Source organism: Streptomyces gobitricini (assembly GCF_039532985.1).
Classification (GTDB): domain Bacteria; phylum Actinomycetota; class Actinomycetes; order Streptomycetales; family Streptomycetaceae; genus Streptomyces; species Streptomyces gobitricini.
The window spans coordinates 81,025-104,103 of record NZ_BAAASR010000016.1; the positions used below are offsets into that span (position 1 = coordinate 81,025).

Genomic DNA, 23,079 nt, shown 5'->3' on the forward strand with positions numbered 1-23,079 from the left:
CGCAGGTCAGCCGGGAGACTGCGGAAAAACACGGGGAAAAATACCTGTCCATTTCGTGACGTAATGCACTGACAGGGGGCGCGGGCGCACGACAAGCTGATGTAGGAAGTGCGGGGGATCGATTGAAACCGGGAGTAAGTCAGTGAGCGCCATGTCTCTCGCCCTGCTGCTGACCACGGCCACTGCCACGGCCGTGGGCGCCGCTGCCCTGCACGCCGCCCACGGGCTGCGCAAGCAGGTCACCGCGCTGCGCACGGAGCTCGCCGCCGCCGGCACCGCCGAACGCGCCCCGACCGTGCCCCACGCCCGCACCACCGAGGACATACGCACGGCCGTCGCCGAGGCCCTCGCCGAGGAGCGGGAGCGCGAGCTGGCCGAGGCGCGGGCCTTCTGGGCCGCCCAGGAGGCCAGGGACGCCGGCGACGGCCCCGGCACCCTCCTCGGCGGGCTGAGCGGCCTGCCGGGCCACCCGGCCGGGCCCGGTGAGGACGGGCCGTTCTTCGTGCCCCGCCAGGCGGACTTCGCCGGCCTGGACGCGATGGACCTGGGCACCGAGTACGCGGAGTACGGCGACGGGCTCGACGGGCTCGACGCCCTCGCGGAGCTGCCCGATATGCCCGGCATCACCGACAACGCCTACCCCGAGGACTCTCCGGAGCTGGCCGCCGCCCGCCGCCGGCACCCCTCGCACCCCGACTTCGTGCCGGTCCAGACACCCGTCGTCACCGACCACGAGCGCACCGTGGCCCGCCTGGAGGAGCTCGCCGACGCCCGTACGGCGCTCACCGACGTACGGCCCGGTCCCCTCGGCACGCTGGACGTGTACGTCTTCGCCGACGGCACGACCCTGTGCATGACGCCCGGCCACCGGGAGACCGCCGAGCGCCTCGCGGAAGCGCTGCGCTGCGGCCGGACGCCCGTCCTGCTGGGCGGCTCGGGGGTCTCCGGCGCGTACGCCCTGACGTTCTCGTGCGGCGGCGACACCGAGGCCGAGAACGTCTACGTCCTGGCCGATCGCGTCATAGCGTCGCTGTAGCCGCCGTACGCCGCACCGCCGCCACGGCCTCGTCCAGCTCCCGCTGAAGCGGCGAGCCGGCCGGGGCCGTTCGCAGGACCTCCGCCATGTCGTTGCCGGCCACCTGGAGCTGGTCGGCGACCGAGAACACCCCGGCGTCCGGCATGGTCCGCGGCGGTGCGTCCGGCGCCTCCAGCCGCTGGGCCCGCACCGCCAGATCCCTGGCCAGGGCCAGCCCCTCGGCCGCCGCGCCCCGTTGCAGCCGGCTCTGCGGCGCGGCCCTCAGCCGGTCGGCGAGGCGGGCGACGGCGGCGGTCAGTTCTGTCGTATCGAGCACCCCGCGACCCTATGCGCCGCGGCAGGACTGTTGCCAACGGGCGAACGCTCAGGCACGGTGACGTGAAGGAGCACACGCGCGTAGCGTCCGGAGGCGCCGATGTCCCAAGTCTTCTCCGAAGAGACCCATCGAAATCTGCTCTCCCGCATTCCCCACTGCACGGGCCGGCAAGTGTCCGAATGGCTTCGCACCGTCGAGGAAGGCCCCTCCCTCCTCCGCTTCGAGGAGAAGGTCAGCTGGCTCCGGGGCGAGCACGACCTCAGTTACGGGCACGCCAAGGCGATCATCCACGAGTACGACCTGCGGCGGGCGGCCCGCAAGCTGCTCTGACGGATCGGCCGACCATGCCGAAGGGCCCGCCCGGCGGTCGCCGGACGGGCCCTTCGTACGTTCACGGCCGTGGACTCACCGGCCGGACGGTGGCGGTCAGTCGTTGCCCTGCAGGATCGACAGCAGCCGCAGGAACTCCAGGTAGATCCACACCAGCGTCAGGGTGAGGCCGAAGGCCGCCAGCCACGACTCCTCGCGCGGAGCGCCGTACGCGATGCCGTCCTCGACCTGCTTGAAGTCCAGGGCCAGGAAGCACGCGCCGAGGATGATGCCGATGACACCGAACAGGATGCCGAGGCCGCCGCTGCGGAAGCCGAGGCCGTCACCGCCGCCGAACACGGCGAACAGCAGGTTCACCGCCATCAGCAGGATGAATCCCAGCGCGGCCGCCATCACGAAGCCGTAGAAGCGGCGGGTGACGCGGATCCAGCGCATCTTGTAGGCGATCAGCACGCCGGCGAAGACCGCCATGGTGCCCAGCACCGCCTGCGGGACGACGCCGGGAGAGACGTACGTCGAGACGGCGTTGGAGATCACGCCCAGGAAGACGCCCTCGAACGCCGCGTACAGCAGGATCAGCGCCGGGGACGCCTTGCGCTTGAAGGCCTGGATCATGGCGAAGACGAAGGCCACGAGGGCCGCGCCGATCCCGATGCCGTACGACGTGTTGATGTTCTCCGGGTCGACCGGCATCAGGAACCAGGCGAGCGTGGCGGTGACGAAGACCGTACCGAGCGTCATCGCGGTGCGGGACACCACGTCGTCGATGGTCATCGCACCGGCGCGCGCCGGGGCCTGCGTGGGCGCACCGAGCTGTGCGTCCTGCGCGTACGGGTTGGTCGCGTACGGGTTCGTCGCGTACGGGCTGGTTCCAGCGGCGGGGCCCCCGGCCTGCGGCTGCTGCGCGTTGAAGCCCGCATAGCCGTTGTCGCGGCTGAACCCCCGTCGCGAGAAGACCGGGTTGCTGCTCCTCATCTCACTCCTCCATGGCCGCCGTGCGCGGCCTTGGGACAAGAGTAATGGGCGAGCAAAAGAAACACCCTAGTGCTCGGGGAGGATCTTTCTCTCCTGTCACACTGGTCCGTGGCTGAATCCTGCCGGTCGTCCGGTTTTTTGTGGGACCGCTCCCGGGATGGAGGTCGGGAGTGCCCGGAACCGGACTCGAACCGGTACGGCCCGAAGGCCAGCGAGGTTTAAGCTCGCCGTGTCTGCATTCCACCATCCGGGCGTTACCCCGCGGCTCCGCGTTGGCACACGAGCCTATCGGGGCGCATCCCCCGAACAGTGGAACGGTGTCCCGATGTTGTCTTATTTTATTGACGTCTGAGCGTGCGTCAGTGCTGGTGAGCGGCGTACCCCAGCCGACTGCCGGGGATCGCGGCCGCAAAAACGTACGCAAAGGAATGACGGAAAGTCGCCGCCTCGTGTCACCCGGTCGGTGAACCGGGGGCGCGTGTCAGGGGTCCCGTCATACCTCAGGAGGAGCCTCGGACTCCCCGGTCCGACTCCAGGCGGCCCCGGGAACGGGTACGCGGACGGACGCCCGGCGGGGTGGCGGGCCATGACGATGGAGGGGTCCTCGAAGAACAGTCCTCGACAGGAGCCCCCTCGTGACCACCACCTCCACCGCTTACCGCGCCACCGCGGTAGCCGCCCGCGCCACGGATCTGTCCAAGGTCTACGGACAGGGCGAGACCCAGGTGGTCGCCCTGGACCGGGTCACGGTGGACTTCCACCAGGGCGAGTTCACCGCGATCATGGGTCCCTCGGGTTCCGGCAAGTCGACGCTGATGCACTGCGTGGCCGGGCTCGACACCTTCAGCAGCGGTTCCGTCCGCATCGGTGACACCGAACTGGGCTCCCTCAAGGACAAGCAGCTCACACAGCTGCGCCGGGACAAGATCGGCTTCATATTCCAGGCGTTCAACCTGCTGCCCACGCTGACCGCCCAGGAGAACATCACGCTCCCCATGGACATCGCGGGCCGCAAGCCCGACAAGGACTGGTTGCGCAAGGTCATCGACATGGTGGGCCTGTCCGGCCGGCTGAGCCACCGGCCCGCGCAGCTCTCCGGCGGCCAGCAGCAGCGCGTCGCCGTGGCCCGCGCGCTGGCCTCCCGCCCGGAGATCATCTTCGGTGACGAGCCGACCGGGAACCTCGACTCCCGCTCCGGCGCCGAGGTGCTGGGCTTCCTGCGCAATTCGGTACGCGAACTGGGGCAGACCGTCGTGATGGTCACCCACGACCCGGTGGCCGCCTCCTACGCCGACCGTGTGGTCTTCCTCGCGGACGGCCGGATCGTGGACGAGATGCTGCGCCCGACCGCCGACGGCGTGCTCGACCGCATGAAGGAGTTCGACGCCAAGGGCCGCACGAGCTGACGCCCCGCCGGGGCGGCCGCCCCGCACCGACGACTCCCCGGTTCTCCGCCGGTCCCTCTTCACCCCAGGACTCACACCTCATGTTCCGTACCGCCTTGCGCAATGTGCTCGCGCACAAGGCCAGGCTGCTGATGACCGTGCTCGCCGTCATGCTCGGCGTGGCGTTCGTCTCCGGCACCCTGGTCTTCACCGACACCCTGTCCAACGCCTTCCGCAACCAGTCCGCCAAGAGCTACGACGACGTCGCCGTCGCCGTCACCTCGTACGCCGACACGGACGACGCCAAGCAGGAGCCCGGCCTCTCCCAGCAGACCGTCGACAAGATCAAGAAGCTCGACGGGGTCGCCTCCGTCAACGGACGGGTCGACGGTTTCGCCGGGGTCGCCGACCCCGACGGCAAGCTGATAGGCGTCGGCTGGTCCAACAAGGGCGCCAACTTCTCCCCCGGCGCGGACGGCAAGGACGACGCGTACACCTTCACCGAGGGCTCCGGCCCGGTGGAGGACGACCAGATCGCGCTGGACAAGGACACCGCGGCCAAGGGCGAGTACCGGGTCGGCGACCGCGTACGGGTCGCCACGAACGGGCCGGTCAAGGAGTACACGCTCGCCGGTGTCTTCACCACCGACGACGGCGCCGTGAACGCGGGCGGCAGCCTGGTCCTCTTCGACACCTCAGTCGCCCAGCGGCTGTACCTGAAGCCGGGCTACTACACGAACCTGACCGTCACCGCCGCCCCCGGCGCCGACGACGCGAGGATCCTCGACGCGGTCGAGCCGCTGGTCCCGGAGAACGCCGAGGCCAAGACGGGCGCCGCGCTCGCCGCGGAGGAGGCGGAGATGATCGAGCGGGATCTGAGCGGTCTCAACCAGATGCTGCTGGGCTTCGCCGGCATCGCGCTCTTCGTCGGTGTCTTCCTGATCTCCAACACCTTCACCATGCTGGTCGCCCAGCGCACCAAGGAACTCGCGCTGATGCGCGCCGTCGGCGCCTCCCGCAAGCAGATCACCCGCTCGGTGCTCGCCGAGGCCGGGGTCGTCGGCCTGGTGGCCTCCGTGGTCGGTCTCGCCCTCGGCATCGGCCTGGCGGCCGGGCTGCGCTCCGGGATGGCCGCGTTCGGCATGAAGGTCCCCGCCGGACCGCTCGTCATCGGTACGACCCCGGTGCTCGCCGCCCTGGGCGTCGGCGTGCTGATCACCATGCTCGCCGCCTGGCTGCCCGGCCGCCGGGCCGCGAAGATCCCGCCGGTCGCCGCCATGAGCAGCGTCCACGCGATCGCGACGACCAAGTCGCTGGTCGTACGGAACTCCATCGGCGGCTTCATCACCGCCGTGGGCGCCGCGCTGATCGTGGCGGGTGCCGCGGCCGGTTCCGACGGCCGGTGGACCATCGCCGGTGGCGCGTTCCTGGCGCTGGTCGGCGTGATCGTGCTGATCCCGCTGCTGTCCCGCCCGGTCATCGCCCTCGTACGGCCGCTGATGGTCAGGTTCTTCGGGGTATCGGGCAAGCTGGCGAGCCAGAACGCCGTCCGCAACCCGCGCCGTACCGGTGCCACCGCCTCCGCGCTGGCCATCGGCCTGACGCTGGTGACCGGTCTGTCGGTGCTGGGCGTGACGGTCGGCACGGCGCTGGACAAGATGACCACGGACCAGATCAAGGCCGACTACATGGTCGTCATGGCCGGCGGCGGCGACCTCGACAAGTCCGCGCTCACCGCGCTGGAGAAGACCCCGGGCGCCACGGCCGTGTCGCCGCAGCAGGCCGCGTACTTCGACATCGAGGACCAGTGGGTCTCCGCCTCGGCCATCACGCCGGGCGACGTCGAGCGGGTGCTGAACGTCGAGGTGGTGGACGGTTCGCTGGCCTCGCTCGGTCAGGGGCGGATGGCGGTCGCCGAGAAGACGGCCACCAAGCAGGGCTGGAAGGTCGGCGACACGCTGCCGGTCACCTTCTCCGACAAGAAGAAGGGCGAGCTGACCGTCGGCGCGGTCTACAAGGACAGCGAGTTCCTCTCGCCGGTCCTGGTGGACACCAAGGTCGTCGCCCCGCACGAGCTGAAGCCGTACATCCGGCAGATCTTTGTGAAGATGGACGGCGGCCAGACCGCGGCGAACGAGAAGGCGCTGGTCAGCGCCCTGGGTGAGAACCCGGCGATCAACGTGATGGACAAGCAGGACATCCGCGACGAGTTCGGCGGCATGATCAACATGATGCTGAACATCATGTACGGCCTGCTGGCGATGGCCCTGCTCATCGCGGTACTCGGTGTCGTCAACACGCTGGCCATGTCGGTCTTCGAGCGGCAGCAGGAGATCGGCATGCTGCGGGCGATCGGCCTGGACCGGCGCCGGGTGAAGCGGATGGTGCGGCTGGAGGCCGTGGTCATCTCGGTCTTCGGCGCGGTGGTCGGCATCGGCCTCGGCTCGTTCCTGGGCTGGGCGATCGGCCAGACCATCAAGTCGAGCCTGCCGGGCTACGCGCTGGTGATCCCCTGGGACCGGATCGGCCTCTTCCTGGCCCTGGCGGCTCTGGTGGGCGTCCTGGCCGCGATGTGGCCGGCGCGCACCGCGGCGAGGCTGAACATGCTGAACGCCATCAAGGCCGAGTAGCCCCCGCGAGGAGGGGCAGGGCCGGGCTCCCGTTCGCGGGGCCCGGCCCTCGGCGTGTCAGCGGTCGGGGCGCTCGGTCCACTCCCTCGGCCGCAGCGGCAGGCCGGAGAAGCCGCCGCCCGGTGTCCGCACGGCGAGGATCTGGTTGACACCGATACGGTTGCGTTCGAAGGACACGGCGGAGGCGGCCATGTAGAGGCGCCACACCCGGGCCCGGCCCGGGGAGGTGAGCCGCTCGGCCTCGGCCCGGCCGGCCTCCAGGTTGGCCACCCACTGCCGCAGGGTGAGGGCGTAGTGCTCGCGGAGGGCCTCGACGTCGCGCACCTCGAACCCGGCCTCCTCCAGGGCGGTGGTGGTCCGGCCGACGGGCGCGAGCTCACCGTCGGGGAAGACGTACCGGTCGATGAAGTCGTCGACGCGGTACGCGGCCTCGTTCTTCTCGGGGCGGCGGGAGATCTGGTGGTTCAGCAGCCGCCCGCCCGGCCTGAGCAGGGCGTACAGGTCGGCGGCGTACTCGCGGTAGCGGACCTGGCCGACGTGCTCGGCCATCCCGATGGACGAAATCGCGTCGTACGGCCCGTCCCTGACGTCTCGGTAGTCCTGGACGCGGATCTCCACCCGTTCGGTCAGGCCCTCGTCGGCGACGCGCTTGCGGGCGTAGGCGGCCTGCTCGGTGGAGAGGGTGACGCCGACGACGCGGGCGCCGTACTCGCGGGCGGCGTGGATGGCCATGGCGCCCCAGCCGCAGCCCACGTCGAGCAGCCGGTCGCCCTCCCCGAGGGCCAGTTTCCGGCAGATGAGGTCGAGCTTGGCGGCCTGCGCCTCCTCGAGGGTGCCGTCCTGCGACCAGTAGGCGCACGAGTAGACCATGGACGGCCCGAGGAGCAGCGCGTAGAAGTCGTTGCCGACGTCGTAGTGGTGGCTGATGGCCTCCTTGTCGCGCCGCTTGGTGTGCAGCGGACCGGTGCGGCGTCTGACCTCCTCGGCGGGCGGCCGGGGCGGCGGGAAGGGGCCGGTGAGCCGGATCAGGGCGCGGGCGGCGGCCCGGAGCCGGGGGTCGCGTACGGCCCGGGCGAAGCGCACGGCGCGGCCGGTGGGCCCGGCGCCGCGGCCGCGCGCCCAGGCGAGGCCGGTGAGCAGGTCGAGGGCCTCGTACAGGTCGCCCTCCACGTCGAGCTCCCCGGCGACCCAGGCCCGCGCGAGCCCCAGTTCCCCCGGCTTCCACAACAGCCGCCGCAGCGCCCTGCGGCCGCGTACGACGAGGACGGGCGCACCCGGCGGCCCCGTCTCGCTGCCGTCCCAGGCGCGGATCGCGACCGGGAGCGGAACGCCCAGCAGATCCTCGGCGAGCGCGGTGAGCCGCGACGCGGCGTCGGCCATGGTGCACACCTCCGTGATGAGGAGACCCGGAATGCTCAGCACCACGAAAACATCCCGGGCGCCGGGACACAGTCCCGCGACGGAGCGATGCCACGGCGAAAGGCGAGCCGTTCACCCGCTTCGCGCCCTCTGACGCCCCCTCAGCCCGCCGGAGCCGCCCGGCGCCGCGCCCGCCCGGGCCCGGGTCGGCGTCCCCGCGCCCGCCCGGGCCCGGGTACGCGGAAGGGGCCGCCCGCACCACGGATGGCGGGCGGCCCCTCTCGACGCGGAGGTGCCCAGGAAGTGCCGGGGTCAGGAAGCCTTGGCCTTCTCCGGCTTGGACGTCGACGCGGGCGCGGCCGGGGCCGGCTTCGCGGCCTCGTAGAACTCCTCACGCGGCGACTCGATGGCGCCGAGCGAGACGACCTCGCGCTTGAGGAACATCGCGAGCGTCCAGTCCGCGAAGACGCGGATCTTGCGGTTCCAGGTCGGCATCGCCATGCCGTGGTAGCCGCGGTGCATGTACCAGGCGAGACGGCCCTTGAGCTTGATCTTCACCTTGCCCATGACGATCATCGCGACGCCCTTGTGCAGGCCGAGACCGGCGACCGCGCCCTTGTTGGCGTGGCTGTACTCCTTCTGCGGGAAGCCCCGCATGCCGGAGATCACGTTGTCGCCGAGGACCTTGGCCTGACGCAGCGCGTGCTGGGCGTTAGGCGGGCACCAGGCGTTGGGGTTGCCGGCCTTGCGGCCGACCAGGTCCGGGACCTGGGCGTTGTCGCCGGCGGCCCAGATGTAGTCGGTGCCGGTGACCTGGAGGGTGGCGGCGCAGTCCACGTGGCCGCGGGGGCCCAGCGGGAGGCCGAAGCGGGCGAGCGCCGGGTTCGGCTTGACGCCGGCGGTCCAGACGATGGTGTTGGAGTCGACCTCGAGGCCGTTCTTGAGCACCACGTGGCCGTCGACGCAGGAGTCCATGGACGTCGAGAGGTAGACCTCGACCCCGCGGCCCTCCAGGTGCTCCTTGCCGTACGTGCCGAGCTTGGGCCCGACCTCGGGAAGGATCTTGTCCGCGGCGTCCACCAGGATGAAGCGCATGTCCTCGCGCTTCACGTTCTTGTAGTACTTGGCGGCGTCCCGGGCCAGGTCCTCGACCTCGCCGATGGTCTCCGCGCCGGCGAAGCCGCCGCCCACGAAGACGAAGGTCAGCGCCTTGCGGCGGACCTCCTCATCCGTCGTCGAGTCGGCCTTGTCGAGCTGCTCGAGGACGTGGTTGCGCAGGCCGATGGCCTCCTCGATGCCCTTCATGCCGATGCCCTGCTCGGCGAGGCCGGGGATCGGGAAGGTGCGGGAGACCGCGCCCATCGCGATGACCAGGTAGTCGAAGGGCAGCTCGTACGACTCGCCGACGAGCGGCGCGATCGTGGCGACCTTCCGGTCCTGGTCGATGGTGGTGACCCGGCCGGTGAGTACCTCGGCCTTGGGCAGCACGCGTCGCAGCGGGACGACGACGTGCCGCGGCGAGATGCTGCCGGCGGCGGCTTCGGGCAGGAAGGGCTGGTAGGTCATGTACGACCGGGGGTCGACGACCGTGACGGTCGCCTCGCCGTAGCGCATCTTCTTGAGAATGCGCCGAGCTGCGTACAGGCCTACGTACCCACCGCCTACTACGAGGATCCTGGGACGCTCCGTGGTGCTCATGCCATCGAGTATCCACCCGGTCGAGGGGGGTCGCTCGTGCGCCCCTTCACAAGCCCCTGGGGCACCTCTGCTACACTGCGCGGCCCACGTGACCGAGGTCATGGCGCCCGAGGGGAACCGCGGTGTAACGGAAGACGTTGTTCACCCCCGTTGAACTGGGACGGCGAGCACCTTTTAACCGTGGACCACCACCGGAGTTCACACCTGCGAAACATCGGCGAGGGTGGCTTCCCGGCCTGCGAAAGGGCCCCGAGCGGGGCTCCGGAGGCCGTGGAGCGGCTCCATGACCCCCGTCAGGGCCCTTTTCCTTGTGAAGAACTTCACGAACTTTTCCGCGACGCTGTCCGCCGGTGCCGCGAAGGGCCCGCGATCAGACGAGCGACAGGGCGATTCCGTCCAGAATGTCGTGCTCGGAGACGACCACCTCGCGGGCCCCCACCCGGTCCATCACGGCCAGCAGGACCAGCGCTCCGGAGGCGATGACGTCCACCCGGCCCGGATGCATCACCGAGATCCGCGACCGTTCGTCGTGCGTCGCGGCCAGCAGCCGCGCCGTGACCCCGGCGACCTGCTCGTAGGAGACGCGGGAGCGGTGGATGGCCTCGGAGTCGTACTCCGTCAGCCCCAGGGCGATCGCCGCGACCGTCGTGACCGAACCGGCCAGTCCGACGAGCGTCCGGGCCTCCCGCAGCGGGACGGTCTCCTCCGCCAGGTCCAGCGCCGCCTCGATGTCGGCCCGGATCGCCGCCACCTCCGCCTCGGACGGCGGGTCGCTGCGCACATGACGCTCGGTCAGGCGTACGCAGCCGATGTCGACCGACCGGGCGGCGCGAGCGTGCGTGGCGCCGACCACGAACTCGGTGGACCCGCCACCGATGTCCACGACCAGGTACTCGCCCGGGCCGCCGCCCTTCAGCTCCTTGGTGGCCCCGGTGAAGGAGAACTCCGCCTCCTGGTCACCGCTGACGACCTCGGGCTCCACGCCCAGGACGTCCCTCACGCCCCGGACGAAGTCGTCGCGGTTCTCGGCGTCGCGCGAGGCCGAGGTGGCCACGAAGCGCAGCTTCTCGGCGCCGTACTCCTTGATGACGGCGGCGTACTCGCGGCAGGCCGCGAAGGTGCGCTCCAGCGCCTCGGGCGCCAGCCGACCGGTCCTGTCGACGCCCTGGCCGAGCCGGACGATCGTCATCCGCCGGTCCAGGTCGGTGACTTCGCCGGTCGCCGGGTCGACGTCGGCGACGAGCAGGCGGATGGAGTTCGTACCGCAGTCGACGGCGGCGACGCGGGTCATTCCCCGGCCTCCTCGGGGGCGCCCGAAGCGACGCAGGGGCCCTTGGCCCACCACTCCGGCAGCATCGCGATGGCCTCGTCGCCCAGCGGGTTCACGCCCGGCCCGGCGGCCAGCGAGTGGCCGACGAGCACGTGCAGGCACTTCACGCGGTCCGGCATGCCACCGGCGCTCGGGAAGCCTTCGAGCACCTCGATGGCGTCGCGGCGCGCGATGTAGTCCTCGTGCGCGGCGCGGTAGGCGGCGGCGAGCTCCGGGTCGGACTGGAGCCGCTCGGTCATCTCCTTCATGACGCCGTTCGCCTCCAGCGTGCCGATCGCGGAGGCCGCGCGCGGGCAGGTGAGGTAGTACGTCGTCGGGAAGGGCGTGCCGTCCGGGAGCCTGGGCGCGGTCTCCACCACGTCCGGGTTGCCGCACGGGCAGCGGTGCGCGATGGCGCGCAGGCCGCGCGGCGGGCGGCCGAGCTGTTCCTTGAAGGCCGCGACGTCCGCCTCGGTGGGCTCGGTGCGTTCGGTCTGCGGAGGGGGCGTTTCCATGCCTGCCTTGAGTTCTACTTGCGGTCGGTGCGGTCGGCGGTGTCCACGCCGTCCCAGAGGTTGGAGTACCAGGGGCGGTCGGCCGCGCCCTGGTCGGTGCGGCGCTCGCGCACCGCGTCGGGGTCGATGACCGTGTAGCCGGTCTCCCCCGGGAGTACGTAGTGCAGATGCTCGCGCGCGAGACGCCTGATGTACGCGTCGTCCTGGAGTCGCGCCTTCTCGTCGCGCAGCTGTTCGACGCGCTCGCCCGCCTCCGCCGCCAGCCGCTGCTGCTCGGCGATCTCGGCGCGCTGGGACACCCATTGGCGCATCGGGTAGGCCAGGGCGACCACCAGTGAGCAGACGACCAGCGCGAGGAACGCCGCCCGGCCGGTGAGCCGGGAGCGGCGGTCCTGCCTGCGGGTCTGGGAGCGGTAGACACGGGCGGCGGTCTGCTCGCCGAGCAGTCGCAGTCTGGTCGCGGTGGAGAACCGGTCCCGGGCCATGTGTCTTACCCGCCTCCCCTTGCCCGTCACGTACGTACGTCCCCGGACACGGTACGGGACCGCGGCCGGGGACGTACGTAACCGGGCTAGGGGACGATCAGCCCTTGAAGCGCGGGAAGGCCGAGCGGCCCGCGTAGACGGCGGCGTCGTCGAGGATCTCCTCGATGCGCAGCAGCTGGTTGTACTTGGCGACACGCTCGGAGCGGGCCGGGGCACCGGTCTTGATCTGGCCGCAGTTGGTGGCGACGGCCAGGTCGGCGATGGTGACGTCCTCGGTCTCACCGGAGCGGTGCGACATCATGCACTTGAAGCCGCTGCGCTGGGCCAGCTCCACGGCGTCGAGGGCCTCGGTCAGCGAACCGATCTGGTTGACCTTGACCAGCAGGGCGTTGGCGCTGTTCTCCTCGATGCCGCGCGCCAGGCGCTCCGGGTTGGTGACGAACAGGTCGTCACCGACCAGCTGCACCTTGGAGCCCAGCTTCTCGGTGATGGTCTTCCAGCCGTCCCAGTCGTCCTCGAACAGCGGGTCCTCGATGGAGACCAGCGGGTAGGCCTCGACCAGCTCCGCGTAGTAGTCCGTCATCTCGGCGGCGGTGCGGGACTTGCCCTCGAACTCGTAGACGCCGTCCTTGTAGAACTCGGACGCGGCGACGTCGAGCGCCAGGGCGATGTCCCTGCCCGGGGTGTAACCGGCCTGCTTGATGGCCTCGAAGATGAGGTCGAGGGCGGCGCGGTTGGACTCCAGGTTCGGCGCGAAGCCGCCCTCGTCGCCCAGACCCGTGGAGAGGCCCTTCTCCTTCAGGACCTTCTTCAGGGTGTGGTAGACCTCGACGCCCCAGCGCAGTGCCTCGGAGAAGGACTCCGCCCCGATGGGGGCGATCATGAACTCCTGGATGTCCACGTTGGAGTCGGCGTGCGAGCCGCCGTTGAGGATGTTCATCATCGGAACGGGCAGCAGGTGCGCGTTCGGGCCGCCCAGGTAGCGGAACAGCGGCAGGTCGGACGCCTCGGAGGCGGCGTGCGCGACGGCGAGGGAGACGCCGAGGATGGCGTTGGCGCCGAGCGACGACTTGTCCGGGGTGGCGTCCAGGTCGGACATCGCCTGGTCGATCAGCCGCTGCTCGGTGGCGTCGTAGCCGACGAGCTCCGGGCCGATCTGCTCGATGACGGCGAGGACGGCCTTCTCGACACCCTTGCCGAGGTAGCGGTCCTTGTCACCGTCGCGGAGCTCGAGGGCCTCGAACGCTCCGGTGGAGGCACCGGACGGGACGGCAGCACGGCCGGTGCTGCCGTCGTCGAGGCCGACCTCGACCTCGACCGTGGGGTTGCCTCGGGAGTCCAGGATTTCCCGGGCTACGACGACGTCGATGGACGGCACGAGCATCTCCTTCTGGGATGTGACGCAAAATGTGACGCATGCGGTGCAGGGTCTCTTCGGCCTTGCGGCAAGAGCCTAACCGGCCGGGGGGCCCGAGCCGGCCGTCGCCCGCCTCCTGGGACGAAAAAGGGCTCACAGAGCTGCATTGCGGGCAAAACGCCACGTAACCTACCGGTCGGTAGTCGCGATGTGCGGAGGGCCGCTCAGGAGCGCGGACCGGGACCCGGCCCCGGAACCGGAAAACCCCGGTCCGGCGCGCACGGCGCCGGACCGGGGCGGTCCGTGGGTCAGCTCAGGTGGAGCTGCTGGCCCGGGTAGATCAGGTCGGCGTCGTCGACGATGTCCTTGTTCAGCTGGAAGAGCTTCTCCCAGCCGCCGGTGACGTTCTTCTCGGCGGCGATGGTGCTGAGGGTGTCGCCGGCCTTCACCTTGTACTCGCCGTCGCCCTTCTCGACCTTCTTGCCGGTCGGGGTGGTGACGGTCTTCTTGGACTCGGCCTTCGGCGCGGCCTGGGGCTCCGGCGCGGCCTGAGCCTTCGGCGCGGTGCGCTGCTCGCTGCGCGTGGCGGGCTGCTCGGCCTCGCGCTCCTGCCGCGGCTGGGCCTGCTCGCCGCCGCCACCGCCGTAGGAGGCGTTGGACAGGCCGACGCCGCAGCTCGGCCACGCGCCCTTGCCCTGGCCCGCGAGGACCTTCTCGGCTATCTCGATCTGCTGCGACTTGGAGGCCTGGTCGGCGGTCGAGGCGTACGCGGTGCCGCCGTACGCGGCCCAGGTGGAGGCCGAGAACTGCAGGCCGCCGTAGTAGCCGTTGCCGGTGTTGATGGACCAGTTGCCGCCGGACTCGCACTGGGCGACCTTGTCCCACTCGGCGGCGGTGGCGGCCGATGCGGTCGTGGCGCCCATCAGCGGGGCGGCGACGGCGGCACCGGTGATACCGGCGAACGCGACGAACCGGGCGGCCTTGGAGGGGCGACGGTGCTTGGACTTGCCGGAGAACAGCATGGGACATCTCCTCACCGACGCCTACGAGGTGAGCTGTCGGGTTCGGGCGAGTGAGTGGCCCGGCCGCGCGGCACAGTGGTGCGCTCGGCTTCACCCCAAGCCGGTTCCGTGCCATGTCTCCATGGCCGGGCCCGGCACTTACCTTGGGTCCCCCGCTCCTGCCTTCGGCGCGTGACGCGACGACTGTTCCCGTCGACCGGCGGCAGGATTCGGCGTTCCGGTCGATGGGGCCCGCGGTGGCGAGCAGTCACGACCGTAGACACAGAGCTTCCCGAAGTTCAAAGACGGACATCGGGGGCCAATCCGCCCTTATGCGCCCGCCCTTGACGGGCGTTTACGCAGGTGAAGGGCGGATTGTGCGATTCGGACGGACCTGCCGCGCCAACCGGGGCGAAGAGATTCATGTCTCACTTACACAGAAGCGGACATACAGGCTCATTCCTGGGGCTGATCCGCCGTCAGTTCAAGGCTCTGGCCAGGGAGGATCAGGTCCGGGTCGGTCCCGACGGTGGCCCGGTTGGCCTCGTAGAGGGCCGACCAGCCGCCGGGGACCTGGTACTCGTCCGCGATGACCGAGAGGTTGTCGCCGGGCCGGACCGTGTACGCGCCCGGCTCGACGCTCCCCGGGTCACGCGTCGCCCCGTCGCCCCGCGAGGCATGTCCGTCCTTTTCGCGGTCGGTGACCGGATTGCCGGTATCCGCCGGACCGGTGGGCTTGCGGGTGTCCTCCGCCTCGGGGGCGCCAGGGGTGACCGGCGCGGTGGGGTCGGCCGGGGCGGTGGGGTCGGCGGGGGCCACCGGATCGGTCACCGAACCCTCCTCCTTGGCGGGCTCGCCGCGGTGCTTGCCGGAGCCGGACGCGGGGCTCTGCGGCGCGCCGGGCGCCGTCGGGGCGGGCTCGGCGGGCGGCGGCGTCCCGGCCGGGCCGGCGGGGCGGGCCGGGTCGGACGCCTCCGGCGCCCCCGGGTCCTCGAGCACCTCGGCCAGGTCCGTCGCTCCGGGCGCCGCGGGCGCGGTGCCGGTGGGGTCGGCGCCGGGCGCGGAGGAGGCGCCGCCGAGACCCGCGACGGGCGCGCAGGTCTCCCAGGCCTTGACCCCCGTGGCCGCGTAGACCTTCTCGGCGACGGCCATCTGCTCCGTGCGGCTCGCGAGGTCGGGACGCGGGGCGTACGCGAGTCCTCCGTAGGACTCCCAGCTCTCCTGCGACATCTGGAGACCGCCGTAGAAGCCGTTGCCGAGGTCCGCGCTCCACAGGCCGCCGGACTCGCACTCGGCCACCCGGTCCCAGGTGGTGGCGTCGGCCGCCGTCGCGGAACCCGCGCCGAGCAGCGGGAGCGCGATGGCGGATCCGGTCACCCCTGCCGCGACGACGATGGCGGGGGCTTGACGGGGTCGTCGGTGCCGGCCGTTCCCGGAGCGCATGCGGTGCTGCCTTTCGCGTGACTGCTGAGGTGACGGTGAACGTAGCGGCATTCGAACGTCAGTCACAAGTCGATGCAGCGGAGATCACGCGAACATCACAGAAATGACGAGGCGTCAGTTCGGACCGGGGACCAAAGGGGTGAACTCGACCGGGAGCGTACGCAATCCACGCATGATGAGCCCCCCACGCCACCGCAAATCGGCAGGATCCACCGCGAGCCGGAGGTCGGGCAGCCGGGTCAGCAGCGTCCCGAGCGCGACCTGCCCCTCCAGCCGGGCGAGCGGCGCGCCGAGGCAGTAGTGGATGCCGTGTCCGTACCCCAGGTGCTGGTTGTCCCGGCGCGCCAGGTCGAGCGTGTCCGGCTCGGCGAACCGCTCCGGATCCCGGTCGGCCGCGGCCAGGACGACGAGGACGGGGTCGCCCGCGGCGATCCGCTCGCCACCGATGACGAGCGGCTCGGTCGCGAACCGCCACGTCGCCAGCTCCACCGGCCCGTCGTAGCGCAGCAGCTCCTCCACACCGGTCTCCAGCAGCCCCGGCTCGCCGGCGGCGAAGGAGGCCTGGAGACGCTCCCGCTGGTCCGGGTGGCGAAGCAGGGCGTACATCCCGTTGCCGATCAGGTTCACGGTCGTCTCGAAGCCCGCGAAGAGGAGGATGAACGCCATCGCTGCGGCCTCGTTCTCGGTGAGGTGCTCGCCGTGGTCCGAGGCCTTGATGAGTCCCGAGATCAGGTCGTCGCCCGGGTCCTCCCGCTTGCGGTGGATCAGCTCGGCGAGGTATCCGCGCATCTTCTTGACCGACCGCGCGACCCCGCCGCGCGGCCCTCCGCCGTGCCGGATCATCATCCCGGCCCAGTCGCGGAAGTCGTCCTGGTCCTCGCGGGGGACCCCGAGCATGTCGCAGATGGCGTAAATGGGAAGCGGGAAGGCGAACTCGTGGATGAGGTCCGCGCTGCCCTTCGCGGCGAAGTCGTCGATGAGCCGGTCCGTCAGCTCCTGCACCCGTGGGGCGAACTCCGCCACGCGGCGGGGCGTGAACGCCTTGGACACCAGCCGGCGCAGCCGGGTGTGGTCCGGCGGGTCGATGTTGAGCAGATGCGTCATCAGCTCGGCCTTGCGCTCACCGGGAATGCCGGTCCTGCCCTTGGCGTGCGCGGGCTCGTCGTGGTGCGCAGGGTTCTTGCTCAGCCGCTGGTCGGCCAGCGCCTGCCGGGCGTCCGCGTACCGCGTCACCAGCCACGCCTCGACCCCGCTGGGCAGCTTGGTCCGGTGCACGGGTGCGTGCTCCCGCAGCCACGCGTAGGCGGGGTACGGATCGGTCGCGAACTCCCACGTGAACAGCTCGGGCCCGGGCCCCTTGGGGCACCCCGGTCCCGCGTCGCCCTGCGCGTCGCCCTCCGGGGCGCCCGGGTGGCCAGGAGCGGCCGGGGCGCCCGGGGCGGCGTCACCGGCGGGGCTGTCCACGGGGCCGGCCGCGGGGCTGTTCGGGCCGCCCCCGGCGGCCGGGTGGCCCGGGGCGGCGGCGGTGTCGTCGGCGCCCGGCGCGGGCGGGGCGGCGGCGGGGCGGTGCGGCGGTGTGCCGGGGCGGCGGGGCTCGTCGTGCGGGGCGTTCACTCCTCGACGGTATCCGGCGCCCCGGGGCGCTCCACCGCCCGGATCGCGTCCCGGTAGGCGCGCCCCGCCGCGCGGAGGGCGGCTTCCGGGTCCACGCCCTCCGCCTCGGCCCGTACCGCCAGGGCCAGCAGCTCGTAGCCGATGCCGTCACCGGACGGAAGCGGGACGTCCAGTCCCGCGTTGCGCACCCGGCTCGCGAGCTTGGCCGCGAGCGCGAGGCCCGGCTGGCCGAGCGGGACGCCGTCGGTGACCGACGCGCGCCGCTTCTCGATCGCCTTGGTGCGCAGCCAGTGCGCCTTGACCTCCTCCGGCGTCTCGGCGCGCTCCTCCCCGAACACATGGGGGTGGCGGTGGATGAGCTTCTCGACGATCGTGCCCGCCACGTCGTCGACCGAGAACGGCTCCTCCTCGTGCTCCTCGGCGATCCGCGCGTGGAAGACGACCTGGAGCAGGACGTCCCCGAGCTCCTCGCGCAGCTCGTCGCGGTCACCGTCCTCGATGGCCTCGACGAGCTCGTACGCCTCCTCGATGCCGTACTTGGCCAGACCCTCGTGCGTCTGCCGCGACGACCAGGGGCATGCGCGGCGGATCCGGTCCATGACCTCCACGAGGTCCAGCAGCCGGGCCCCCGGCAGGTCGTACGAACCCGGCAGCAGCTCCAGGTCGGGCATCGCGACCCGGCCGGAGCCCGCCATCCGGGCCAGCCCGTCCGTCAGGGCGCCGTCACCCTCGCCGGTCGCCACCACGACGACCGTGCGGCCTCCCGCGCAGGCGTCCACCAGTTCCCGCGCGGTGGGCGCGGCGGTCTCCACGGTGACGCCCGCCTCGCGCAGGTACGGCAGCTGCGGGTGCGCGCCGTCGGCGCACAGGACCCGGTCGGCGGCGCGCAGCGTCCGCCACGCGGGCCAGGACAGCAGTCCGGGCGCGACGCGGTGGCTGGCGGTGAGCAGGACGACGCGGCCGGGGGCGTCGGCGGTACCGGGGGTGTCGGGGGTGTCGGCGTTCACCCCTCGAACCTACATCTGCCGCTGCTCGGCCGGCCGACGGAGCCAGGGCGCGCTGTACTCGCCGAGCTGGATCTTGTCGTTGTCCCAGGTGCCGTACCGGGGGTTCACGTCGATGTCGAGTTCCTCGGACGCGGCGGCGAACACCTCGGTCAGCTTCTGCTGCCCCTCCGGGGTGTTCCCGGCGCCCAGCTTCTCGGCGATCTTGTTCATGAGGACGTTGCGCCGCACCACGTCGTCGATCTCGTCGGGCGCCACGCCCTGCTGCTGGAGCAGCATCGCGGCGAGCTGCTCCTCGCCGCCGCTCTGGGCCGCCGCGGCCCGCCGGGTCTCCTGGACCTCCTTGCGGCTGACGGTGAGCCCGTGATCGGCGGCGACCTTCTCCACCACCCGGTCGAAGATCATGCCGTTCAGCTTCTCGCGGTTCAGGTCGCCGGTCGCCTCGATCAGCTGCTTCGCCTGCGGGGACGCCTCCTGGGCGCTGCGTACCTCCCTCACCTGGGCCTGGAGCGTGGCCACCTCGATCCGGTCGCCGTCGACGACGGCCGCCGCGCCGGGATGGGCGTCGCTTCCGCAGGCGGCCAGGAGCGGGGCGGCGGCGAGGAGCGCGGCGGAGACGGAGAGCGCGGTGCGACGGCGGCGATGCAGGCGGTGCAAAGGAGCCTCCCGGCGTGGGTCGTGCGTCAGTGTGAACGACCTTGCGGTGATCGATGGTAGGCAGTGAATGTGGCTCAGGCCACTACTTCGAGGCCACTGCTTCGATCAACGAGTCACCGGTCCGGGGAGTCTCGGGCCGCAGCATGATCGTCCGCGAGACGACGAAGGTGACCGGGATGGCCGCCGCGGCCGCGAGCAGCGGGGCCCAGCGGCTGGAGAAACCCGCCACGTCGACCAGCAGCCAGACACCGCTCGTCGTGATCACGAAGTTCGCCGCGTTGGTCAGCGGGAACAGCAGGAACTTCCGCCACGTGGGGCGGGTCCGGTAGGTGAAGCGGCAGTTCAGGAAGAAGGACCCGGTCATGGCCAGCAGGAAGGCGACCACGTGGGCGGCCACATAGGCCATGCCCAGCGCCAGCAGGGACAGGTAGAAGCCGTAGTAGGTGGCGGTGTTCACCACGCCCACCAGCGCGAACCTGACGATCTGGCCGCGGACGGTCATCGGCGTACGAGCTCCCCACGGGGTCGGCGGTGCGGTACGGGCGTGTTGGCCGCCTTCACCAGGAAGTGCGGGCGCCTTTTCACCTCGTAATAGATGCGGCCCACATACTCCCCGACGAGTCCCAGCATCACCATCTGGACCCCGGCGAGTGCCGTGACCGTCACCAGCAGGGTGACATATCCGGGGGCGTCGACCCCCTTCACCAGGGCGACACCGACGATCCAGGTGGCGTACGCCATGGCCACGGACACCAGCAGAAGGCCGAGATGGAGAGCGGCCCGCAGCGGCTTGTCGTTGAAGGAGATCAGACCGTCCAGACCGTAGTTCAGCAGTTTTCCGAAGGTCCATTTCGAGCGGCCCTGCTCCCGCCGGACGTTTTCGTACGTGAAAGTGGTGGTGCGGAATCCCACCCAGGCGAAGAGGCCTTTGGAGAAACGGTTGTACTCGGTGAGCTCCAGTACCGCGTCGACGGTGCGGCGCGACAGCAGCCGGAAATCGCCGACCCCGTCGACGAGCTCCACGTCGACGAGCCGGTTGATCAGCCGGTAGTAGACGCGGGCGGCGAGGGTGCGGGTCACCCGGTCGCCCGCGCGGGTGCGCCGGGCCATCACCTGGTCGAAGCCCTCGCCGTGCAGCCGCAGCATGCGGCGTATCAGTTCCGGCGGGTGCTGGAGGTCGGCGTCCATGAGGACGACCACGTCCCCGCCCGCGTGCTGCAGGCCGGCCAGCATCGCCGCCTCCTTGCCGAAGTTGCGGCTGAAGGAGACGTAGCGCGTACGGGAGTCGGAAGCCGCGATCCCCTCGATGAGGGAGAGCGTACGGTCATGGCTTCCGTCGTCCACGTAGACCAGCTCGAATTCCACCGCGAAATCCGCCGCGAGCGATTCGAGTTCTTTGGTCACCTGGTCGTGGAAGCGGCCGATGATCTCCTCTTCGTTGAAACACGGCACAACTATCGAGATCAGCACGGAATAACCACAACGGATGCGCGTGTCGGTGGCGGTCGCTCCACGTGGCGGGCAGACGACCATTGAATGAACTGGTCCGGGAGACCGGTGATCGCACCGACCGGCGCTGGCATATTCGGCCGCACCATGGAGAGAAACGTGCCTCGTGCCGGCGCCCTCGCCGGACTGCTCACCGCACTCGCCCTCTGCGCCGGTGACGCCGTCGCCCGGACCTTCCCCTTCGGGCCGCGCACCCGCGGCGTCAACGACCTGGGCAACCAGTTCGTGCCGTTCCACGCCCACCTGTGGGACCTGCTGCACGGGCGGGCCGACGGCGGGCTGCCGCTCAACTGGTCCTCCGGCTACGGCACGAGCTTCCTGCCCGACCTCGGCACCTACCTGTCCAGCCCGTTCGCGCTTCTCGTCGTGGTCTTCCCGCGCGACGACATCGACCTCGCGGTGTACGTGATCACGGTCCTGAAGATGGCCGTCGCGGCCGCCGCCATGAGCCTGCTGCTGCTCGTGCGGCGCCCCGGCCCGTGGTGGGGGGCTGCGGTTCTGGGGGCGTCGTACGCGCTGTGCGGCTGGGCCGTCGTCGAGGCGTCGTACAACCCCATGTGGCTGGACGGGCTGATCGCCCTCCCGCTGCTGTGCCTGGTCGGCGAGTGGGTGCGGACCGGGCGGCACCCGGTGCTGGCGCCGGTGGTCGTCGCGGTGGTGTGGGTGGCCAACTTCTACACCGCCTACATGGCGACGATCGGCGCGGCGCTGGTGCTGCTGGCCCACGGGGTCCCGGGGTGGCGGCTGCTGGGGCGGGCGGCCCGCACCGTGCTGCTGGGCGTCGGCCTCGCGGCGCCCGTCCTCGTGCCCGTCCTCCTCGGGTCGCGGCACGCCCACCCGGGCTGGACCCGCGGGTTCACGCCCGCCGGGTGGGGCGAGGTGGCCGCGCGGGTGCTGCCCGCCACGTACGGCTTCTTCACTCCGGCCGTCTTCCTCGGCACGAGCGCGCTGCTGCTGGCGGCCGCGCTGCCCTTCCACCGGCGGGTGCCGCCGCGCGAGCGGTGGACATGGACGGGGCTCGTCGCGGGCGTGGTGCTGTCGTTGCAGTGGGAGCCGACGCACCTGGTGTGGCATGTGTTCGCCACCCCCAACGGCAGCCCGTACCGGCAGACGTTCGTCCTGGCGGGCCTGGTCGTCCTCGCCGCGTGGACGGGGGTGTCGTACGGGTGGCCCGGGTGGCGGGCGCTCGCGGGCGGAACACTGGTCCTGGGGGTGATCGCGGCGGGCGCGGTCTCCGGCGGCCTGGCCTCCGGGTGGGCGTACGCGCTGTTCGCGGCGGGCCTCGCCGCCGGTGTGGGCGGGGTGGCGCTGGTCCGGCTGGGGGCACGGCGGTACGGGGTCGCCGGCGCCGTACTGCTGGCGGGCGCCCTGGTCGGGCAGGCCGCGGCGACCACGGCGTACGCCGACCGGGAGCGGGTCGCGCGGCTGGACGACTACCCGGCCTGGGGCGCGGCGCACGAGGCGCGCGCGGCGGCGGTGGCCGACGCCGACGGGTGGCCACGCCACCGCACCGACCCCGGGCACCCGCAGCTCACCGGCAACGACCCGCTGCTGGTCGGCGGGCAGGGCGCCGCGTACTACAGCAGTCACACCCCGGCGGTGCTCACCCGGACGCTGGCCGCCCTGGGCGGCGGGTGGACGTCGAACGGGCGCAACCTGCAGTCCCTGGACAACCCCGTGACGGACGCCCTGTTCGGGGTGGCCGCGCGGTGGCGCGGGACGCGGCTGGTGCGGAACGCGGACGTGCTGCCGCTGGTGACGGTACGACCCGGCACGGGGGAACTCCGCTACGGGGCCTCGCCGTTCCGCAACCAGGAGCTGCTGCTCGGGTCACGCGTCTACGACCTCCCCGCCGACGGCGCGTGCCCGGTCGGCAGCGACGTCCACGTCTGGGCGCCCGACTTCACCGGCACGGCCCGCCTGGGCGCGGGTGCCCCGGTGGAGCTGCGCGGCGGGCTGCCGAAGCGGCGCGCCCCGATGACGCCGCTGGGTACGCAGCGGACGGCGGGCGCGCGGGTGGTGCTCGCAGGCCGCGGCGCGGTGCCGTCGTCCGGCGGCGTCGGCTGCCTGGACCGGACCCGGCTGGCGGCGGCCGTGGCCCGGCTGCGGGCGGCCGGCGCGGTCGCGGTGCGCGTCACCGCCGGCGGGGTCCGCGCCGACCTGCCGCCGGGCACCCGCGGCACGGCCGTCCTGGCCGCGCCCCGCATCCCGGGCTGGCGCTGCGAGGGCCTCCCCGCCGGGTCGTACGGCGGGCTGGTCGCCGTCGCGGTGACCGGCGGCCGCCCCGCCGTGGAGTGCCGCTTCCGCCCGCCCGGCCTGCGCGCCGGCACGGCCGCCGGGGCCCTCGCTCTCGCCGCCCTGGTGGCGCTCCGCACGGCGGGTCGCCTGCGCGCCACCAAGACTTCACCGCCGCACCACCGTGCCGTGACCCCCACGGCAGGCGGGAAGGCGTAGCT

The 23,079-nt window shown here is 71.7% G+C and carries 20 protein-coding genes, 1 tRNA gene and 1 riboswitch; of the genes, 5 read left to right on the forward strand and 16 right to left on the reverse strand.

Features of this window, described 5'->3' with window-relative positions; genetic code table 11:
• The first annotated feature begins 151 nt into the window (after positions 1 to 151).
• Positions 152 to 1,036, forward strand: a complete 885-nt coding sequence (locus tag ABD347_RS14695) for a hypothetical protein (protein ID WP_344361297.1) — start codon at positions 152 to 154, stop codon at positions 1,034 to 1,036.
• Here the strand turns inward: ABD347_RS14695 and ABD347_RS14700 are convergent.
• Positions 1,020 to 1,352 carry a hypothetical protein gene (locus ABD347_RS14700; RefSeq protein WP_344361033.1) on the reverse strand — a complete coding sequence of 111 codons (333 nt, stop codon included), beginning with the start codon at positions 1,350 to 1,352 and terminating at the stop codon, positions 1,020 to 1,022. The genes ABD347_RS14695 and ABD347_RS14700 overlap by 17 nt on opposite strands.
• Before the next feature lie 99 nt (positions 1,353 to 1,451).
• Between ABD347_RS14700 and ABD347_RS14705 the strand changes: the two genes are divergently transcribed.
• On the forward strand, positions 1,452 to 1,682 hold the full coding sequence (locus tag ABD347_RS14705; RefSeq protein ID WP_064073280.1) for a DUF4287 domain-containing protein: 231 nt from the start codon (positions 1,452 to 1,454) through the stop codon (positions 1,680 to 1,682).
• Between the two features lie 96 nt (positions 1,683 to 1,778).
• On the opposite strand, the gene ABD347_RS14710 is transcribed toward ABD347_RS14705, so the two are convergent.
• Together ABD347_RS14710 and ABD347_RS14715 are read right to left on the reverse strand one after the other, a co-directional pair.
• The gene (locus tag ABD347_RS14710) at positions 1,779 to 2,657 is read right to left on the reverse strand and encodes a Bax inhibitor-1/YccA family protein (RefSeq protein WP_344361037.1); all 879 of its coding nucleotides are present in this window, start codon (positions 2,655 to 2,657) and stop codon (positions 1,779 to 1,781) included.
• A gap of 171 nt (positions 2,658 to 2,828) precedes the next feature.
• Positions 2,829 to 2,910: transfer RNA gene (locus ABD347_RS14715), tRNA-Leu, on the reverse strand.
• Positions 2,911 to 3,292: 382 nt separating this feature from the next.
• Here ABD347_RS14715 and ABD347_RS14720 point away from each other — a divergent pair.
• Positions 3,293 to 4,063 carry an ABC transporter ATP-binding protein gene (locus tag ABD347_RS14720; protein ID WP_344361039.1) on the forward strand — a complete coding sequence of 257 codons (771 nt, stop codon included), beginning with the start codon at positions 3,293 to 3,295 and terminating at the stop codon, positions 4,061 to 4,063.
• Positions 4,064 to 4,143: 80 nt separating this feature from the next.
• On the forward strand, positions 4,144 to 6,672 hold the full coding sequence (locus tag ABD347_RS14725; protein ID WP_344361042.1) for an ABC transporter permease: 2,529 nt from the start codon (positions 4,144 to 4,146) through the stop codon (positions 6,670 to 6,672).
• Between the two features lie 57 nt (positions 6,673 to 6,729).
• Here ABD347_RS14725 and ABD347_RS14730 read toward each other — a convergent pair whose 3' ends face one another.
• From ABD347_RS14730 to ABD347_RS14790, 13 genes are all read right to left on the reverse strand, one after another.
• Positions 6,730 to 8,052, reverse strand: coding sequence for a class I SAM-dependent methyltransferase (locus ABD347_RS14730; protein ID WP_344361299.1), 1,323 nt, complete (start codon positions 8,050 to 8,052; stop codon positions 6,730 to 6,732).
• Between the two features lie 291 nt (positions 8,053 to 8,343).
• Entirely contained in the window at positions 8,344 to 9,729 is a 1,386-nt protein-coding gene (locus tag ABD347_RS14735) for an NAD(P)/FAD-dependent oxidoreductase (RefSeq protein ID WP_344361044.1), read from the reverse strand.
• A 370-nt stretch (positions 9,730 to 10,099) separates the two neighbouring features.
• Entirely contained in the window at positions 10,100 to 11,020 is a 921-nt protein-coding gene (locus ABD347_RS14740; RefSeq protein WP_344361046.1) for a Ppx/GppA phosphatase family protein, read from the reverse strand.
• Entirely contained in the window at positions 11,017 to 11,553 is a 537-nt protein-coding gene (locus ABD347_RS14745) for a DUF501 domain-containing protein (protein ID WP_344361049.1), read from the reverse strand. Before ABD347_RS14745 ends, ABD347_RS14740 begins: the two co-directional genes overlap by 4 nt.
• A gap of 14 nt (positions 11,554 to 11,567) precedes the next feature.
• Positions 11,568 to 12,038, reverse strand: coding sequence for an FtsB family cell division protein (locus ABD347_RS14750; RefSeq protein WP_344361051.1), 471 nt, complete (start codon positions 12,036 to 12,038; stop codon positions 11,568 to 11,570).
• Positions 12,039 to 12,135: 97 nt separating this feature from the next.
• On the reverse strand, positions 12,136 to 13,416 hold the full coding sequence (gene eno, locus ABD347_RS14755) for a phosphopyruvate hydratase (protein ID WP_344361053.1): 1,281 nt from the start codon (positions 13,414 to 13,416) through the stop codon (positions 12,136 to 12,138).
• Between the two features lie 287 nt (positions 13,417 to 13,703).
• Complete coding sequence (locus tag ABD347_RS14760; RefSeq protein ID WP_344361056.1) at positions 13,704 to 14,417, reverse strand: transglycosylase family protein; 714 nt, start codon at positions 14,415 to 14,417, stop codon at positions 13,704 to 13,706.
• Positions 14,418 to 14,420: 3 nt separating this feature from the next.
• Positions 14,421 to 14,597: riboswitch (cyclic di-AMP (ydaO/yuaA leader) on the reverse strand.
• A 255-nt stretch (positions 14,598 to 14,852) separates the two neighbouring features.
• Positions 14,853 to 15,773 carry a transglycosylase family protein gene (locus ABD347_RS14765; RefSeq protein WP_344361058.1) on the reverse strand — a complete coding sequence of 307 codons (921 nt, stop codon included), beginning with the start codon at positions 15,771 to 15,773 and terminating at the stop codon, positions 14,853 to 14,855.
• Positions 15,774 to 15,953: 180 nt separating this feature from the next.
• Complete coding sequence (locus ABD347_RS14770; protein WP_344361301.1) at positions 15,954 to 17,180, reverse strand: cytochrome P450 family protein; 1,227 nt, start codon at positions 17,178 to 17,180, stop codon at positions 15,954 to 15,956.
• A gap of 269 nt (positions 17,181 to 17,449) precedes the next feature.
• Positions 17,450 to 18,460 (reverse strand): nucleoside triphosphate pyrophosphohydrolase, encoded by a 1,011-nt coding sequence (locus ABD347_RS14775; RefSeq protein WP_344361060.1) that lies wholly within the window; start codon positions 18,458 to 18,460, stop codon positions 17,450 to 17,452.
• A gap of 9 nt (positions 18,461 to 18,469) precedes the next feature.
• A complete protein-coding gene (locus tag ABD347_RS14780; RefSeq protein WP_344361303.1) occupies positions 18,470 to 19,105 on the reverse strand; it encodes a SurA N-terminal domain-containing protein in 636 nt (211 codons plus the stop codon).
• 91 nt (positions 19,106 to 19,196) lie between these two features.
• The gene (locus ABD347_RS14785) at positions 19,197 to 19,616 is read right to left on the reverse strand and encodes a GtrA family protein (RefSeq protein ID WP_344361062.1); all 420 of its coding nucleotides are present in this window, start codon (positions 19,614 to 19,616) and stop codon (positions 19,197 to 19,199) included.
• The gene (locus ABD347_RS14790) at positions 19,613 to 20,584 is read right to left on the reverse strand and encodes a glycosyltransferase family 2 protein (RefSeq protein ID WP_344361064.1); all 972 of its coding nucleotides are present in this window, start codon (positions 20,582 to 20,584) and stop codon (positions 19,613 to 19,615) included. Before ABD347_RS14790 ends, ABD347_RS14785 begins: the two co-directional genes overlap by 4 nt.
• 126 nt (positions 20,585 to 20,710) lie before the next feature.
• Here ABD347_RS14790 and ABD347_RS14795 point away from each other — a divergent pair, with 126 nt between their 5' ends.
• Entirely contained in the window at positions 20,711 to 23,077 is a 2,367-nt protein-coding gene (locus ABD347_RS14795) for a YfhO family protein (RefSeq protein ID WP_425575661.1), read from the forward strand.
• Positions 23,078 to 23,079 lie beyond the last annotated feature (2 nt).

What these genes read in the sequence shown, in the direction of transcription:
- ABD347_RS14695 (WP_344361297.1), top strand. Translation starts at nt 152, where the DNA reads ATGTCTCTCGCCCTGCTGCTGACCACGGCCACTGCCACGGCCGTGGGC.
- ABD347_RS14705 (WP_064073280.1), top strand. Translation starts at nt 1,452, where the DNA reads ATGTCCCAAGTCTTCTCCGAAGAGACCCATCGAAATCTGCTCTCCCGC.
- ABD347_RS14710 (WP_344361037.1), bottom strand. Translation starts at nt 2,657, where the DNA reads ATGAGGAGCAGCAACCCGGTCTTCTCGCGACGGGGGTTCAGCCGCGAC.
- ABD347_RS14725 (WP_344361042.1), top strand. Translation starts at nt 4,144, where the DNA reads ATGTTCCGTACCGCCTTGCGCAATGTGCTCGCGCACAAGGCCAGGCTG.
- ABD347_RS14730 (WP_344361299.1), bottom strand. Translation starts at nt 8,052, where the DNA reads ATGGCCGACGCCGCGTCGCGGCTCACCGCGCTCGCCGAGGATCTGCTG.
- ABD347_RS14735 (WP_344361044.1), bottom strand. Translation starts at nt 9,729, where the DNA reads ATGAGCACCACGGAGCGTCCCAGGATCCTCGTAGTAGGCGGTGGGTAC.
- ABD347_RS14740 (WP_344361046.1), bottom strand. Translation starts at nt 11,020, where the DNA reads ATGACCCGCGTCGCCGCCGTCGACTGCGGTACGAACTCCATCCGCCTG.
- ABD347_RS14745 (WP_344361049.1), bottom strand. Translation starts at nt 11,553, where the DNA reads ATGGAAACGCCCCCTCCGCAGACCGAACGCACCGAGCCCACCGAGGCG.
- ABD347_RS14750 (WP_344361051.1), bottom strand. Translation starts at nt 12,038, where the DNA reads ATGGCCCGGGACCGGTTCTCCACCGCGACCAGACTGCGACTGCTCGGC.
- ABD347_RS14760 (WP_344361056.1), bottom strand. Translation starts at nt 14,417, where the DNA reads ATGCTGTTCTCCGGCAAGTCCAAGCACCGTCGCCCCTCCAAGGCCGCC.
- ABD347_RS14785 (WP_344361062.1), bottom strand. Translation starts at nt 19,616, where the DNA reads ATGACCGTCCGCGGCCAGATCGTCAGGTTCGCGCTGGTGGGCGTGGTG.
- ABD347_RS14795 (WP_425575661.1), top strand. Translation starts at nt 20,711, where the DNA reads ATGGAGAGAAACGTGCCTCGTGCCGGCGCCCTCGCCGGACTGCTCACC.